14 protein-coding genes are annotated in these 15,969 nt (G+C 42.0%); 9 read left to right on the top strand and 5 right to left on the bottom strand.

Going from position 1 to position 15,969, the window contains the following annotated elements:
• Positions 1–8 precede the first annotated feature (8 nt).
• Positions 9–1,613 carry a hypothetical protein gene (locus tag ACMGDE_RS18430; protein WP_436834302.1) on the top strand — a complete coding sequence of 535 codons (1,605 nt, stop codon included), beginning with the start codon at positions 9–11 and terminating at the stop codon, positions 1,611–1,613.
• Here ACMGDE_RS18430 and ACMGDE_RS18425 read toward each other — a convergent pair.
• Together ACMGDE_RS18425 and ACMGDE_RS18420 are read right to left on the bottom strand one after the other, a co-directional pair.
• A complete protein-coding gene (locus ACMGDE_RS18425) occupies positions 1,579–2,694 on the bottom strand; it encodes an acyltransferase family protein (protein WP_436834301.1) in 1,116 nt (371 codons plus the stop codon). The genes ACMGDE_RS18430 and ACMGDE_RS18425 overlap by 35 nt on opposite strands.
• A gap of 25 nt (positions 2,695–2,719) precedes the next feature.
• Entirely contained in the window at positions 2,720–3,523 is an 804-nt protein-coding gene (locus tag ACMGDE_RS18420) for a glycosyltransferase family 2 protein (protein WP_436834300.1), read from the bottom strand.
• Between the two features lie 191 nt (positions 3,524–3,714).
• Here ACMGDE_RS18420 and ACMGDE_RS18415 point away from each other — a divergent pair, with 191 nt between their 5' ends.
• Complete coding sequence (locus ACMGDE_RS18415) at positions 3,715–5,151, top strand: MOP flippase family protein (protein ID WP_436834299.1); 1,437 nt, start codon at positions 3,715–3,717, stop codon at positions 5,149–5,151.
• Between the two features lie 8 nt (positions 5,152–5,159).
• Here ACMGDE_RS18415 and ACMGDE_RS18410 read toward each other — a convergent pair whose 3' ends face one another.
• A complete protein-coding gene (locus tag ACMGDE_RS18410; protein ID WP_436834298.1) occupies positions 5,160–6,902 on the bottom strand; it encodes a hypothetical protein in 1,743 nt (580 codons plus the stop codon).
• A 35-nt stretch (positions 6,903–6,937) separates the two neighbouring features.
• Between ACMGDE_RS18410 and ACMGDE_RS18405 the strand changes: the two genes are divergently transcribed.
• From ACMGDE_RS18405 to ACMGDE_RS18385, 5 genes are all read left to right on the top strand, one after another.
• Entirely contained in the window at positions 6,938–7,666 is a 729-nt protein-coding gene (locus tag ACMGDE_RS18405; RefSeq protein ID WP_436834297.1) for a gluconate 2-dehydrogenase subunit 3 family protein, read from the top strand.
• Positions 7,667–7,670: 4 nt separating this feature from the next.
• On the top strand, positions 7,671–9,371 hold the full coding sequence (locus tag ACMGDE_RS18400; protein WP_436834296.1) for a GMC oxidoreductase: 1,701 nt from the start codon (positions 7,671–7,673) through the stop codon (positions 9,369–9,371).
• A 37-nt stretch (positions 9,372–9,408) separates the two neighbouring features.
• Positions 9,409–9,813: a GtrA family protein gene (locus ACMGDE_RS18395; protein ID WP_436834295.1), complete on the top strand. Its 405-nt coding sequence runs from the start codon at positions 9,409–9,411 to the stop codon at positions 9,811–9,813.
• Positions 9,814–9,875: 62 nt separating this feature from the next.
• Positions 9,876–10,751 (top strand): UbiA prenyltransferase family protein, encoded by an 876-nt coding sequence (locus ACMGDE_RS18390; protein WP_436834294.1) that lies wholly within the window; start codon positions 9,876–9,878, stop codon positions 10,749–10,751.
• Entirely contained in the window at positions 10,748–11,353 is a 606-nt protein-coding gene (locus tag ACMGDE_RS18385) for an HAD family hydrolase (protein WP_436834293.1), read from the top strand. Before ACMGDE_RS18390 ends, ACMGDE_RS18385 begins: the two co-directional genes overlap by 4 nt.
• An 85-nt stretch (positions 11,354–11,438) precedes the next feature.
• Here the strand turns inward: ACMGDE_RS18385 and ACMGDE_RS18380 are convergent, their stop codons facing one another.
• Positions 11,439–12,401: a glycosyltransferase family 2 protein gene (locus ACMGDE_RS18380; protein ID WP_436834292.1), complete on the bottom strand. Its 963-nt coding sequence runs from the start codon at positions 12,399–12,401 to the stop codon at positions 11,439–11,441.
• A gap of 212 nt (positions 12,402–12,613) precedes the next feature.
• Here ACMGDE_RS18380 and ACMGDE_RS18375 point away from each other — a divergent pair, with 212 nt between their 5' ends.
• A complete protein-coding gene (locus ACMGDE_RS18375; RefSeq protein WP_436834291.1) occupies positions 12,614–13,498 on the top strand; it encodes a glycosyltransferase family 8 protein in 885 nt (294 codons plus the stop codon).
• A gap of 37 nt (positions 13,499–13,535) precedes the next feature.
• Entirely contained in the window at positions 13,536–14,438 is a 903-nt protein-coding gene (locus ACMGDE_RS18370; protein ID WP_436834290.1) for a glycosyltransferase family 8 protein, read from the top strand.
• A 52-nt stretch (positions 14,439–14,490) separates the two neighbouring features.
• Here the strand turns inward: ACMGDE_RS18370 and ACMGDE_RS18365 are convergent, their stop codons facing one another.
• Positions 14,491–15,858, bottom strand: a complete 1,368-nt coding sequence (locus ACMGDE_RS18365; protein WP_436834289.1) for a glycosyltransferase family 87 protein — start codon at positions 15,856–15,858, stop codon at positions 14,491–14,493.
• Positions 15,859–15,969 lie beyond the last annotated feature (111 nt).

Below are 15,969 nucleotides of genomic sequence, written 5' to 3'. Positions count from 1 at the left end.
GGTAGATGATGAAAAACAAGAAAATTTGCTTCAACCACACCACTGCTTGTCGGAATTTGAACATTGCACTGATTTTGCTGGTCGCCATGCTGCATTTGCAGTGTGCCAAACCAAAAGGAACTGTGCAGCGTGACGCTCCGATGCAGTCGGCCGATACGGTAAATGGAATTAAATTCAAGTATCTGCTGGGAATAAATGGTTTTGAATGGGAGTTTTCCGGTGCTGACAATGAAGTTTCCGATGCCAAGACAGCGCTGATTAAACCATTCGGTGGGTTCAGGCATTATCTCGATTGGAGCAGACTGGAAACAGCGGAAAACAGCTATGCATTCCAACCCTCGCTGAGCGGACTGTGGCGTTATGACGATATCTACCAATGGTGCAAATCGAACGATATCCCCGTCCTTGCCTGCATTAAAACCATACCGGACTGGCTCCGCGATACCTATCCTCCTGACGAACGTGATGAAGAGAACGCACCGCTACCCTACGGATTGGACAGACTCGCTCCTGCGTCTTATATGCAATTTGCAAAATTAGGGTTTCAGTTTGCAGCCCGCTATGGCCGGAATAAGCAGGTAGATACCAGCCTCGTATTCATCACACCCGAACCGCATTGGGAGCCGAACCAAAAGAAAGTCGGATTAGGATTGATCAGGTATATCGAATGCAACAACGAACCGGATCGTACCTGGAAGGGCCGGAATCCCCATCAGACACCGGAGGAATATGCGGCAAACCTGTCGGCATTTTACGACGGACATCTCGGTACATTGGGTCCGGGTATCGGCGTAAAGAATGCCGATTCCGAAATGCAGGTCGTGATGGGCGGCTTGGCGGAGGGAGATCCGGACTATATCGGCAGGATGATCGATTGGTGCAAGCAAAACAGAGGGCTGCACCCGGACGGGACAATCAACCTTTGTTTCGACGTTATCAATTACCATCATTATTCGTTTTCCGAGCAGGGGATATTTGGTAAAAACGCAAGGGGTGTCGCGCCTGAAAAATCAACAGCGGCTCAAACAGCGCGGCAGATAGTCCGTTTGGCCGAAGAAAAAACAACGGGATTGGAAGTTTGGGTAACCGAATTGGGGTATGACGTGCATCAGGAAAGCCCATTGCGAGCAATTCCTATTAAAGAGAAGTCCCCGCTCGTTACCCAGGCGGATTGGTTGTTGCGGTCCAGTTTGCTTTACGCCAGAAACGGTGTCAAGCGATTGTTCTTTTATATGCTTAACGATGCAGATTTCTATAGCGAAGTACAATTTGCTTCTTCGGGTTTCATCGACGGCGAAGGGCGTCGGCCCGCAGCTGATTTTTTCATGCAGGCGAAGAATCTGATAGGGGATTATTTCTACTTTGGCACCATCAACGAGGATCCAATCGTAGACGTTTATGAACTCAATGGAAAACGGATGTACGTGCTTTTGGTACCCGATGAAAAGGGTCGGGAAATCGACTACGAACTAAAAATCCCGAATGTTGACATGGCCCGCATCCATTATCTTCAAGCCGGCAAAGAAAAGACAGTATCAACGGATTCCGCTATCTCAGACGGGAAATTGATGATACGTGTTACGGAAACGCCGGTTTTCGTTGAGGCGCTTTAGCATTCCCCGGGGATATCATGGCATTGTTTTTTTTCCGGGTTGTGCCCACGGTTATCGGTAGATACCTAATAAAGAGGTGAATAAGCGGTATGCACATTAGTACTGTACTTGCTACAATCAGTGGGCTTACATATGCATTATGTGTCATCAGACCTGGAGATGGCTCAAGGACGGACAAGAAAAACCTTCTCACTAAACTCATAACCATTAGATGAAAGGCAAGAATGACCAATGTGTTTTGTCCGATATACAGGAAAAGCGAAACTGGACCCATCAATACCTCTAACACCCGACTCAGACTTATGATGAATAAGATACCGATGAAAGCCCCGCATATAAACAGGGGGAGATTTTGGTATTCGTTATCATTCATATCCGCATAGTTTATTGAGGCAACATAATAGATCAGGACTAGACAGCAGCTGCTAATGAGCGCTAAAACGTGCCAATGGATTTCCATTAGCTTGCTAACCTGCACCTTGAACAAGTTGCCCATAGCGTAAAAAATGACGCCTATTAGCGCTATGTTAAGACTCCATGGCCACCTTACAGGGTCGTATCGCCGATCAAAAATGCAGCATATGAAAATGGCAAGTATGACCACACACGCTGTCCAAAGTTGCTTAACGTTCCTGAAAAGTAAAAAATAAATATTCTCGACAACAAACAGGCAAATAATAAACCAGGACGCTATGCAATGAATCAGGTTGTTGTCTGTCCCGTTGCCATAAAAGATTCCAAAAAACGGTGTATACCATGGATCATCAGTAGCGAAGTACGCATCAAAATTTCTGAAAAATATCAGCCACAGCGTATATGTTATCAGATTCAGCAAAAAATAAGGTACGACAAGCTGGTTTACTCGCGCCTTTAAAAATTTGCTATAACTGTCGAATTTTTTGAATGAAAACAAAAAACCTGATAAAAAGAAGAAGGTCGGCAGAGCAAACGCCGAAATGAAATTGGTCCAAGCCAGCCGGTCCGTTTGATGGGCGGCCACCACCGAACATATGCATATAAATTTTGCGTAATCAATCCACAGTATACGCTTTTTCAATATTGAAGAACCTGCTTTCTCCATATAAATAGTTTGTTTTTGATTAGTTTTAGGTAAGATTCTTCTTGAAGCGTTTTAACGTTGCTTTCCATAAACCACCATCGATAAGCAGGCGCCTATCCGTGGTCCAAACGATATGGCTAACATCGGTGACCCAATGTAATTTGCCGAAATTCCGATCTCTCAGTTTTACCGCCAACCAGCCGTCTTCATTGGTGCCCTCCGGATGGTTAAAGCCGTCCACAGCTAAGCATTGCATCCTGCGGCATGCCGAATTGAAACCGTATACGTTTAATGCTTCCTCCCGGAACGATTTGTTTATAAACCGGTTAAAGTCTGCTAGGTATTCAAAAAGGAAATATAGAGACCGCGAAGTGCCTTCCAACGGTATGAAGGAAAACCGGCCATAAGTCAGTGCAATTCGCTCATCGGCCACAAGCGGGTCAACCATCCCATCTATCCAGCCGGCAGGATAGACGGTGTCGGCATCGGCATTGATGATATATGTTCCCTTCGCAATACGAAGCCCCGCGTTTCTCGCGTTGGTAATCCCCTGTTTTGGCTCAGTGATGCATAGGGCACCTGCAGCCGTAGCCAGCACGTCGGTTCGGTCTGTGGAATTGTTATTGACAACAATAACCTCTACGCTTTTCTTGGTGACGGTTGTTGAAAGCGAATACAGCGTTTTGAGAATGTTTTCCTCTTCGTTATATGCAGGTATAATGATGGAGATATCAGGCAGGTCTGCGTTTAGTTTTTTGAAGTTATCCGCGATTGAATCGATTTCGGGTTTTAACACATCGGCTACCTTGTTAAATCGTTGAATGGACGGAGGAATTTCAATGGGTCTCATTTGTTCTGTTATTAGCAAGTGCAAATGTATGCGATAAAAAAAACAATAGGCGGAAAAGCCAGAAAAAAGTGCCATTATATAGTAAAACAGCTACAAAAAGGTAATCAACGCAACAGTATATTTGTGCTCGACTCGTCAAGCTGATTTTAATGGCAGAACAGACAGCAGTTGATTGAAACGAAAGGAGCAAAATGAGCCTTAAACTTAAAGCAATAAATGGCGGCAAGTGGTTGACCGTATCCACGGTGTTCCAGACGGTTATACAATTTGTTCAGATCGCCGTACTCGCTCGGCTTTTGGATCCCGTGGTTTTTGGCATCGTGGCAATCAGTAATTTGATTATTGCTTTTTTTGGCATTTTCGCAAATCTTGGCTTTACTAATTCTATTATTCATAATCAGGAGAGTGATCGAAAGATACTTTCCACTGTCTATTTTTTGAATATTCTACTGGGAGTCGCATTGTTTCTGATCGTTCAGGTGACCTCTCCATTTATTGTGTCATTTTACGATGAGCCACGCTTAATCAAGGTTATTGGATACTCGTCTTTTGTTTTCCTATTTGTTTATTTTGGATCAATACATACTATCCTGTTAAAAAAGGAACTTCAGTTTAAATTCGTTGCGCTGATCGATATCTTCGGCAACTTAATCGGCTCGGCGATCACGATCTACTTAGCTTATAGTGGTTATGAGGAACTGTCCTTGGTTTATGGCGGGCTTGTTATGCATATATGTCGCACCTTATTGGAAATATATTTCGGCCGCTGGTTATTCAGACCTACATGGCATTTCAAACCCCGCGAGGTAAAGGACCACCTTAAGTTTGGCATGTATAACTTTGGTGAAAATTTTGTTAATTATATCCAAAGTAATTGGGACAATATCATCATTGGCAAAATCGTTGGGCCGAAATATTTAGGTATTTATTCCTTGGCTATGCAGTTAGCGGTATATCCGATCGTTAAGCTGAATCCGCTGATCTTGCAGGTCGTTTATCCCGTAATTGCCAAAATAAAAGATGATGAAGCACTTTTTAAGCGGGCTTATTTGAAGGTCATTGAGCTATTGAGCTACCTCAACTTTCCTTTATTGGCTGGATTATACGTTATGGTTGAAAGTGTGGTGCCACTATTTTATGGTGCCGGTTGGGAAGAAACCTTTCCGCTGGTGAGGATATTCGTGTTCGTCAGCGCGATTGGTTGCCTGACACATCCGTTATTTACATTGGCCTATTCCAAAGGCAAGCCGAAGTACATGTTTTATCTCAATCTGGTTAATTTTTCAGTTAAGGTGCCGTTGGTTTATTTGTTTGGTAATGTTTGGGGTGTCATCGGCGTAGCATATGCCTTGGTGTTATCCAGTGCAATTCATCTGTTTTTGAATTTCATTATTACCCAAATGCTGATAAAAGACTATTTTATTTCAATGATGAAAGAGTTGGGTAAACCGATTCTTTTTTGCATCATCATGACCCTGGCAGTTCAAGTATATAAGAATTGGGTGGGTTATGAAGGTTGGGGCCATGCCATCGCGGAAATCTGCATCGGGGCGTTGGTGTACCTTTCGCTGGTACTCACCTTCAAATATTCGCTTACTGATCTAAAGGAATTACGTAAGGCGTTATAACACCATAATTACAATTGATAACCGACCCAGTCATCGTTCATTTTAAAACGGTCGGCAAGCCGAATAACGAATGGTGGTTTTACTTGGCTGCTTGGGTTTCTCGGCGGTATAAACCGCGAGTCCGAACGTACGATCGCCTTAGCTCGCTCGTCTCCCTCCAAGTCCCGCTCAATATAGGGGATATTATTTTCTTTAAATCGAATCCGGTTGCTTTGCGCCTTTCTAAATTCGACTATAATGACTTCGCCAGATGCCTTTAATTGAGCAAGCTGATAATCAATATGGCTGGTAATTAAAAGATTCCAGATGATTCCCGTTCCCGTGAAGCTGATGTTTGCTACTATGGCTATATATATTATGTATTTCAATATTCGATGTTTTTTAGAAGCTAACCATTCCATGCCCAATAAGATGACAAGAGGAATAAACCATAACTGGGGCACATACCTCGCCCACCAAGCCTCGGGGATGATGGCTATCGAAACGCCCATAACGCCCAAAAGAAATGCAAGGTATTTAACCTCATGCTTTGCACGCAATCGGTAGAGTAGGAAGATTAGCAATACAAGGGCGAGGAGAAGGATGCCACTGAATAGCGGTCCGAAACCTGCCAACCTCGTATCTACCTTTCCGGCACTCCCGATATCGATCTTGTTCAGCGTAAAGGGAATCTTGAGCTCGGGAACGCCGCTGTTTATTGCTTTCGTATTGTCCGTGTGCGAAAAAAGAGAAACACCGAATTTCGCTATGCCAGACATTTCTTTGAAATTTCCGGGAAGGTTATGGGTCATGATGTCCACCTTATTGGGTCCAAACAGCGGGTAGAGTGGGTGGCCATGACAGATCGTATTGGTAACGTAAGGATTGAATCCGATTAGGATTGCGGAGATCACGGCCAATACGCAGGTAATGATGAACGGCTTGTGATGTATAAGCTGCTTATTTTGCATAAGCCATACCCACGCGCCGCACACAAATATCGCCACATATACAATGGCGGTAAACTTTACGTTGAACGCAAGCACAACGGTAAATGCAAGCAGGAGATAATATGTCAACTGTTTTTCGATGATTGCCAATATAAGTGCGGAAATTAATATGATGATCAAAGACGCTAACACACCATCCACATAGAAGGTCAACAGCTGATTGACGACCACGGGATTTAACGTTAGCAATAGTCCGAGTATTTGCGCTTTTCCACGTGATAACCCGAGGGTGAGCATCACGGCGACGGAAAGAAAAAAACCGGCTATAGCGAGGATGAAATTGGTTGATTTTCCTGCTTCGATACTGCCTGTTGCATAATAAATGGACGATTGAATGGTTTCCATTCCCTTGGCATAGTGATTTATCCAAATGGCTTGATTGGTATTTTCAGACAGGGCGATGTGATAAGGATTCCAACCGTTATGCAGTTGAATAATTGCTTCCTGATGATATTCTTGTCCGTCGGGAGATACATCAAAAAAATAATCACCTACAAGAAGCGAAAAAAGTATTGCTAGCAACGGCACGTAGAGTGTATAGTATTTGTAGTTAGTTTTCGTCTGATTAAGCCAACCTCTTTTAAATATTAGGAAGCCGTTTATGCTCAATGCAAGGACAATGGCCACCGGGAATTGCCAATAACTAACCGAAAAACCAACTATCATGGCCAAAGCGGTGATGACCAGCGTTGATCCCAAAACATTGACCAAGAAAAAGCCTATTAGGAAATAGCATTTGTGCGGTGTGTCAAGTCTTCCCATATATCTACTGTGATGATTGATGCCAAAGATAAGGCATGTCTACTGCAAGAGATATTTTAGGAGCTTCAATTATCGAGTCTATACTAAAGAAAATCCAGAAATGTAGTGGAAACGCGACACCGGATCCCATCATATTTCCAAGAACAATTACTTTTTTAGTTAGTTTTGGCGTCGTAAGGTTTTTTCCCGTGGACAGAAAAGCATTTGTCAAGTATATCTTCACTTTAGGGGCATTTTCAATGCTCATAATGCTGTTTGTCAGAAAGTTTGGTTTCGGAAGTCGGCTGGATATCAATGAGCTCACGGCAAAAAAACAACTTATCGAAGAGTTAGTGTCTACGATCATACCACGTACCGATACGCCGGGAGCAAAAGAATCGGGTGTTGCCGAATTTGTAATTGATATGATCTGCGACTGTACTGCTCCAAAAGAGCAGCAGATGTTTTTAAGTGGTCTTCATAATTTGGAGAAATACACCATCAAGAAACATCAGTGCCCGTTCGTCACATGCTCGTTAGTAGATAAGATTGCGGTATTAACCCATTTTGAGAAACACGATGTTTATCGTAATCCCATTTTTAACAAACTGAAAATGCGTCTTTTTGGCGAACCGTTCATTATTAAATTAAAGCGTCTGACTGTAGAAGGCTACTGTACGTCGTTACTTGGAGCCACGCAGGGGCTTGCCTATGACTTCGTCCCGATTACTTATGAATCCTGTATCTCTTTAACACCAGGTCAGCGTGCCTGGGCAATAAAATAACGTCATGGCAAATTTGATTGGCGAGGTGACGGAGACAATGACTTACGATGCGATAGTCGTAGGATCAGGCATCAGCGGTGGATGGGCAGCTATGGAATTGTGCAAAGCGGGCCTGAAAACATTATTGCTGGAACGCGGTAGGAACGTAGAGCATATAAAGGACTATTCGACTGCATTTAAACATCCATGGGATTTTAAATATCGGAAGCATTTTACTACAGCATATCGGGCGAAAAATCCCGTTCAGAGCAGTTTTGGCGACGAGTCGACGAGTATGTTTTTCGCCAATGACGAAGATCATCCCTACATCCAGGAAAAACCATTTGAGTGGTACCGCGGTTACCAAGTTGGCGGGCGATCATTGACCTGGGGAAGGCAATGCTATCGGTTAAGCGACGTCGACTTTGAAGCCAACCTCAAAGACGGCGTAGCCGTAGACTGGCCCATCCGATATCGAGATATCGCTCCCTGGTACGATTATGTAGAGTCTTTCGTGGGCGTCAGTGGTCAGACGGAAGGATTGGCGCACCTGCCTGATGGGAACTTTCTGCCGCCCATGGAACTCAACTGCATTGAAAAACACCTGGCGCAATCGATAAAAACGAAATACGATCATCGAATACTCACTATTGCTCGTGTGGCTAATCTCACCAAGGGGTGGGAGGGACGCGGACCATGTGTCTACCGGAACCTTTGCATGAGGGGTTGCCCTTACGGCGGTTATTTCAGCAGCAACAGCGCAACGATTCCCGTCGCCATGGCGACCGGTAACCTGACGTTACGGCCATTTTCGGTAGTATCCGAAGTAATATATGATCACCATACAGGTAGGGCCTCTGGCGTTCGCATCGTGGACACGGTTACAAAAGAAGATCTGTCGTTTCACGCAAAAATTATATTTCTCAACGCCTCGACGATTAATACGGCAGCCATACTCCTCCAATCTCGGTCACCTAGATTTCCAAATGGACTCGGAAACGATAGCGGGCAAATTGGTCACAACTTGATGGATCATCATTCGTCCGCCGGAGCTTACGGAATTCATGAAGATTTCAAGACCTCTTATTACAAAGGTCGTCGACCGTGCGGTTTTCTCATACCGCGGTTCAGAAATTTGCAGTCCGCTGAAAAGGTGAACTTTATCCGTGGCTACAATATCCAAGGCGTGGGCGAACGCCAGGATTGGATGGACGTCGGTGAGTCACAAGAAGGGTTTGGTGTGAGGTTTAAAGAACACCTTACCACTCCGGGGCCGTGGAGTGTGTGGATGGCTGGTTGGGGAGAGTGCTTGCCTTATTACAATAACCGGATTTCATTAAGCGAAGATCAGAGAGACCAATGGGGGCTTCCCTTGGTAAAAATCAATTTTACGTTTGGGGAAAACGAGCATCGTATGATGAAAGACATCGAAACTAATGCAAAGGAGATGCTTAAGAGCGCGGGGTTCCGTTTTGTTCAATCATTCCTTCATGAAAAGCCAGGAGGTTCAACCATCCATGAAATGGGAACCGTGAGGATGGGAAGGGACTCCGATACCGCGGTATTAAATGGATTTAATCAGATGCATGCTGTTCCCAATGTTTTTATCACGGACGGCAGTTGCATGACTTCCTCATCATGTCAAAATCCATCATTGACTTATATGGCATTGACGGCACGGGCGTGCGATTATGCAGTTGCCCAGTTGAAACGAGGAGAACTATAGGCTAAATACTGAATTCTATATGGAAAACAATCGCTATATGCAGTATAAAAGTATCAAATATATGGTAAACGGTCAGGTGTTCCGGTTCATTTTGGTAGGGTCGGTATGCGCCGTGGTCGAATTTGTACTGTTCACCCTCTTATATACGCAGTTCAAAATTGATTATTTAGTGGCCAATGTGATTGCCGTTGTGGTTGCTATTTTGCTCAATTACTTTTTGTCCCGGGAATTTGTATTTCAACGAAGCAAATACACCATGGTCACCGAAATCGTGTCATTTATTTCCTTCTCCATGGCTGCTGTTTTTCTTAATCAGCTCATCCTATGGTGCTTGGTGGAAAAAATCCATGTAGATCAAGTGCTCTGGTGTAAGATAATCGCTATTTTGGTTGTGTCTGCCTTCAATTTCTTAACCAAAAAATATATCGTATTTCATAAATAAAAATGGAATACATGAGCAACACATTTAATCATCTACTAAAAACAAACGTCTGAATGAATAATATGCGCTACTACCTTCAACTAATGCGGCCAAACCAGTGGGTGAAGAACACTTTTATTTTGCTTCCAGCATTTTTCTCCCTACAAATTGACGATCCTGGGGTCGCGCTTCACCTTGTGTTGGCATTCTTTGGTTTTTCATTATTAGCCAGTGCTGTTTACGTCTTCAATGATATGCTTGACATCAATGAGGATCGCCTACACCCCACAAAACGGAACCGACCCCTCGCAAGCAACCGAGTTTCGATAAAAGAAGGGATTGTGTTAATCGTTATTTTGCTGATTGCCGGTTTGGTCACTTTTTACGTATTTATTGGTAATCTCTACGCTTTTTTGCTTGTATGCTTCTACTTGGTGCAAAATATTCTTTATACCGTCAAATTGAAACACATATCCATTTTGGATGTTTTTATCATCGCTGTGGGCTTTGTCATTAGATTGATCATTGGTGGTGTAGTATCGGGTACCGACCTGTCGCATTGGATTGTCCTAATGACCTTTGTGCTGGCGCTGTTTCTCGCGTTCGCAAAACGCAGGGATGACGTGTTTAACCATGTGCGAACCGGAGTCAGCGCAAGAAAGAATTTGAACGGTTATAACCTGGAGTTTCTCAATGTCGTCATTACCAGCTTAGCTACTGTTGTCATTGTATGCTATATTATGTATTGTACATCGGATGAAGTCATCTCGAGATTTAATAACCACGTATATATCACTTCTTTCTTTGTTATATTGGGTGTGTTACGCTATTTGCAACTCACGTTCGTATGGTTGATAAGTGGTAGCCCTACTGCAGTGCTTTTGAAAAATCGATTTCTTCAAGTGATTATTTTTGGTTGGATTCTGTCGTTCATTGGTATTATCTATTTCAATCTATGATGCAGGGTACAAACGAAAAGGTGATAGCTGCATTTGATTTCGATGGCACCATCACAAAAGGAGATAGTTTATTTTATTTTTTACTGTTTCGGTTAAAAGTGGGCAAGTTGCTCCGCGTGGCTATTCCATCTTCTTACTATTTTTTGCTTTACAAACTGAAACTTATGCCTAATTATACGGCCAAAGAAAAGTTGTTTAGCCTATTTTTTAGGGGAATGTCAATTGAAGAATTTAACAATCGTTGTGTTCAGTTTCGCGAAGAATTGACAAAAATGGTCAGGCCGAACGCATTAGCAAAGCTTCACTGGCACGTCAGTCAAGGACATGAGGTCATTATCATCAGTGCTTCCATTGAAAACTGGATAGCTCCCTGGAGTAATACCATAGGCGTTACAGAAATTTTGGCTACTCAAATAGCGGTGCAGGATGGATTCATAACCGGTGAATTCCTGTCCAGAAACTGTTACGGATCTGAAAAAGTCAACCGTTTGTTGGCATTTCGTCCAGAAAGATCGGAATACAAATTATATGCCTATGGAGATTCTAATGGGGATAAGGAACTTTTGGGAATAGCCGATTATCCATATTATCGTGCCTTTTGATGAGTATGCTCATCAGTAAAACAGCAAAAAAAGAAAAATGAAAACAACCAGACTAGCCATATGTGGCGTCACTTTTAACGCGCCATTAGCTATAAAGCTTTTGAAACCATTGCCTGTTCAATTTTAGGACCAAGAGGTGAGCGATGGTTTTTGACGGGTGGCTGGCGAGCAGTCGAAAGATTGTTCGATAACTTACCGCATTGCAGCAGTTACGCAGAATCTGATTTAGTTGCTCGCTGTCCGGCGAAAAATAAATCGCGTGGCATGCGATAACGTGGTAAGTCAAATAAACATATCGTCTATAAGCAATCTTCAGTTTTTTATCAGTCAATCGATCTTGAAAGTACCTATCCATTGCCGTAAATTCTCGGACTACACCCTCCAGTTTTGCATTATAACTCTTCGTTAATGATCCCGGCCGTTGTAAGTAGTTATAAAGCACATCGTCAATAAAATATATAGTGTTGGCATTATCCAATAGGTACGGTAGCGTGAGGACGTCTTCATAAACAATACCTATGGGAAACCTGATACCGTCGAACAACGATTTTGAGATAAGTATTTTATAAATATGCGTGGGATAATCACCCTTAAACAGCCTTAACAATGATTCTTGTTTGTTCCACAATCCCTCGGGCAGGCTCTTCAGGACTTCAAACCTGTCCGATTGTTCATAGACCTGTCTGACTCGACAAAATACCATATCCGCATTTTGTTGTTCGGATGCCCCAACCAGTTTTTGTAGCATTTCCGGTTCGATCCAATCATCACTGTCTATGAATAGCAGGTGGTCTCCTTTTGCCGCTTCGATACCTGTATTGCGGGCGGCAGATATACCACTGTTTTCAGGCATATGGATGATCTGGTACGGAATTTCTACCTGTTTCGAGAGAATGGCATTGGCTAGTTCAATAGATTGGTCGAGCGTCTTGTCGTTGACAACGATGATCTCGAAGTGACGGTAAGTTTGGCTTAACACGGACAGAATGCATTTTTCGATATATTGTTCAACGTTATAGACCGGGATAATTACGCTAACTCGAGACACGAACGGTTAATTTAAAGTTAAGAAGGTTTGTGGTGCTATTCTGCGTTAATTTTACGTTTACAAAAGTAGAAATTATTTATCAGTAATATGATCTAAATCAACTATCTTTGAGCAGCCACATCCTCATTACATATTATGTTCTTTTATCAACATAAACAGATTAGTGCAAACCTCATGCTTAGGACTTCTTTTCACTTTTAGCCAATAATTTAATGGAAAAGAAAAACCTAAGTATTGTTGTGGTTTGTGACGATTATTATGCCATATTGCTTGCGGCATTTCTAAAGTCGGTTGAAATTAATCATCGGTCAGAGGAAATTATTGACGTTTTTATCATTGATGACAGCATATCAAAACTAAATTTTAACCGGATTGTAAATTCGCTGAATACCAGTAAATTGATATTGCATTGGATTAGGATGGAAGAAGCCATTCCGAACGATATAAATTTGCCTTTCATCAATAATGCATACCCGTTGAATATCTTAGTTCGCTTATTTATACCTCACTTTATTCCTGCACATATTAAAAAGATCATCTATTTTGATGTCGATATGATCATGCTTGATGACATTATCAATTTGTGGAATATTGATATCAAAGACAAGATTATCGGTGCCGTAAGCGATACCATAGGACCCATTGAAAAGACAATAGGAAATGGTATCGAAAATTACAAGGAGCTTGGGCTGAATCCCGATGCAAAGTATTTCAACTCCGGTTTATTAGTTATTGATGTTGAACGGTGGAAGGCGAACAATATTACTGAAAATACATTGAAGATAATTTCGACAAATAAAAAATATGCTGCCTTGAGTGATCAATACGGGTTGAATGTTGCATTGGCGGAACGTTGGTTTGAGATCGATCCAAGCTGGAGTTGTTTTTCCGTAAATGACGATCCTGATCCGAGTTTAGTTCATTATTTTTATAGAAAGCCGATTTACAAAAGTTATTCATTTAACTATAAGGATGAGTTTTATTCTTATTTAAATCAAACCGAATGGAAGGGTTTTAAACCGATTAGTGAGACCACCAGGTATTGGAAAAAGGTCAAGAATTTTTTGCAGAAGATAAAATTTAACGTTGGTCGGTAATATCCTTGCCTGACACAAAATCATACCGGTTATTATCATGGGAAGTAAAAAAGATCATATTTCAGTCATTGTCGCTAGTGACAACCACTATGCTATCCTTATAGCTGCGCTTTTAAAATCCATTGACGTTAATCATGAGTCTCAGGAGCACATTGATTTTTATATCATCGATGATGGTATTTCCAAAGAAAATAAAACAAAAATCGCTGAAACTGTTGACCCAGGCCGGATTACCCTGATGTGGCTTAAAAGCAAGGGAATCGTGCCGGCGGGCGTGACGATTCCCGTTGATAGCTCAGCATATCCCATGACGGTCTATTTGAGACTGTTTGGACCCCATGCCGTGGGCGAGGAAGTGGAAAAGCTGATTTATTTGGATGTGGATACCATTGTACAGCAAGATATTTCGGCATTATGGAATACCGATTTAGGTGACTTTACTATTGGGGCCGTCCAGGATGTCGGCAAAACGGTGGCGTGTGAGTGGGGCGGAATACCTAACTATTTGGAACTTGGGCTCACTGCGGACACAAAATATTTCAATTCAGGTGTATTACTCATTAATGCTAAGAAATGGCGTGAAACAAACCGTTCTAAAAAGGTGATACAAACGCTGAGTGAATATAGGAAATATGTGAGGCTACCCGATCAATACGGATTAAATGTGGTATTTGCCGAGAAATGGCTAGAACTCGATCCGCGTTGGAATTGGTTTGCTTTTGCAGCCCGCGAGGAGCCTTACATTATTCACTTTTTGGATATCAAACCTATATTTAAAACGTATAATTCGCAACCTGCATTCAAGGATGAGTTTTTCCGGTATTTAGCGATGACACCATGGAAAAACTTTAAACCCTTGAGTGGGAATCAACGGTATAAACGCAAGGTGGTTAATAAGGTTAAAAACATGTTTTTAAAGATTGCAAAGAGCGGATTATAAACCCTGCTTAGCTGATTTCGAACATAGCGTTTCTACCCGCGATACGCGTCGTTTATTTGTTTCCATTTCGTATTAAATTGAGGTTTGATTCCATGTTCAATTTTTTACTTAATTGTAAGCAAAAGAACAAAAATAACAAGGCCCCAAAAAACAGGTAAGATTGAAAGATGTTCAACCAGGTGCCAGCAAAAACGTTTAAAAAATTAAAATTTATGGAGACAAGCAAATACGCGATCGCCAATAGTAAAAGTTTCCATTTTTTGTTGCGATAAAATAGGCAGCTAAAGGGCGAAAGAATGATGAATATAGGTAATATAACGCCATAGTGATGTTCCCATGCAATGGGAGACGCAATTATTGAGCATAGCAGCATCAAGCATAAGTCTACGACATTCGGGGTGTTTTTTTTATAGTTCCATAATAAGCCTGTGGTAATAATAATCAATGAGGAAATGAGTGTAGTGAAATACACAACGGGAGAATATGGCGGAAAGGCGTTAGGTTGCCAGGTCAAGTTGTCGCCATTAAATAACAGCCTATTCATTAACCCATTAATCGACTGATTGGGGAAATATGCTTCCCCGTGTTTTGAGAGAAAAGATAATGCCGCCAAATAATCCATATGATTATCGAAACCATAAAGCGCAATTGAAGTTAAAAGTCCAATGCAGATCACGATACCGCCCCCTATTACCATATTCCATTGCCTGCGAATAATTCCCCAAACAAAAACAAGGCCCAACTGTGGCTTCACAAGACAGATGAATCCAAGCAATACGCCACAAAAAGCGCGTTTATCTTTTATCCATAGTAATAACGCAATGGACGTCAAACACGTTAAAAGTGTTTGGATCTGGCCAATATGGAAGGAAAATATTAACGGATAGAAAAGAACGGTTAAAGCTAGAATGAGCAAATGCTGATAGATGGGCCGTTTTGGGATATATGACGCTTCAAAATGATATCGTGACAACAAAATACGGAGTATTTTTGAGCAAACTAGAACAGCGACGAAAATGGAGACAAATGAAATAATATCTAGTATGCGCCCAACTTGGTAATAACTCAATCCGGTAACCTGTTGCGGGATATCAAAGATTAATAGACTCGTGGGTAAGTATTGGAATTTTATGCCTCGCTTTATTAGCAATTCCTGATAAATTAGATCATCGGGCGATTCCTTTATATGGCTGATGGCGTAATGCATGGCTTTCCAGGAATCCCAGTTTGGCGATTTCGTGGTTGAAAGCCATTTGAAATGGGTAAATGAATTAGGATGATTATTAAAACAAACCAATGCTGCCGAAACGGCAAGATTCAATACAATAATAAAAATAAACCAACCACTTATAATATTGGTATTCTTTAGTTTCGCTACGGGTGACGTCATTTCGAATAGTGTCAAGTTGACCTGCTGCAAACATACAAAAGAAGGGTTTATGCAGGCAAATAATGGTAGTGTAACGTGAACTGTGTCATCCGGATCAACCTATTCCTAAACACTATTTTGATTCAGGCGCAGCCTGTCACC

It is taken from the genome of Parapedobacter brassicae, from assembly GCF_051400755.1.
Taxonomy (GTDB): Bacteria; Bacteroidota; Bacteroidia; order Sphingobacteriales; family Sphingobacteriaceae; genus Parapedobacter.
This window is presented reverse-complemented; position numbering and strand designations above follow the sequence as displayed.

Excerpts from the sequence above, each read along its gene's own strand:
- ACMGDE_RS18390 (WP_436834294.1), top strand. The coding sequence starts at position 9,876 with ATGCGCTACTACCTTCAACTAATGCGGCCAAACCAGTGGGTGAAGAAC.
- ACMGDE_RS18420 (WP_436834300.1), bottom strand. The coding sequence starts at position 3,523 with ATGAGACCCATTGAAATTCCTCCGTCCATTCAACGATTTAACAAGGTA.
- ACMGDE_RS18400 (WP_436834296.1), top strand. The coding sequence starts at position 7,671 with ATGGCAAATTTGATTGGCGAGGTGACGGAGACAATGACTTACGATGCG.
- ACMGDE_RS18370 (WP_436834290.1), top strand. The coding sequence starts at position 13,536 with ATGGGAAGTAAAAAAGATCATATTTCAGTCATTGTCGCTAGTGACAAC.
- ACMGDE_RS18405 (WP_436834297.1), top strand. The coding sequence starts at position 6,938 with ATGTCTACTGCAAGAGATATTTTAGGAGCTTCAATTATCGAGTCTATA.
- ACMGDE_RS18385 (WP_436834293.1), top strand. The coding sequence starts at position 10,748 with ATGATGCAGGGTACAAACGAAAAGGTGATAGCTGCATTTGATTTCGAT.
- ACMGDE_RS18430 (WP_436834302.1), top strand. The coding sequence starts at position 9 with ATGAAAAACAAGAAAATTTGCTTCAACCACACCACTGCTTGTCGGAAT.
- ACMGDE_RS18410 (WP_436834298.1), bottom strand. The coding sequence starts at position 6,902 with ATGGGAAGACTTGACACACCGCACAAATGCTATTTCCTAATAGGCTTT.
- ACMGDE_RS18395 (WP_436834295.1), top strand. The coding sequence starts at position 9,409 with ATGCAGTATAAAAGTATCAAATATATGGTAAACGGTCAGGTGTTCCGG.
- ACMGDE_RS18415 (WP_436834299.1), top strand. The coding sequence starts at position 3,715 with ATGAGCCTTAAACTTAAAGCAATAAATGGCGGCAAGTGGTTGACCGTA.
- ACMGDE_RS18375 (WP_436834291.1), top strand. The coding sequence starts at position 12,614 with ATGGAAAAGAAAAACCTAAGTATTGTTGTGGTTTGTGACGATTATTAT.
- ACMGDE_RS18425 (WP_436834301.1), bottom strand. The coding sequence starts at position 2,694 with ATGGAGAAAGCAGGTTCTTCAATATTGAAAAAGCGTATACTGTGGATT.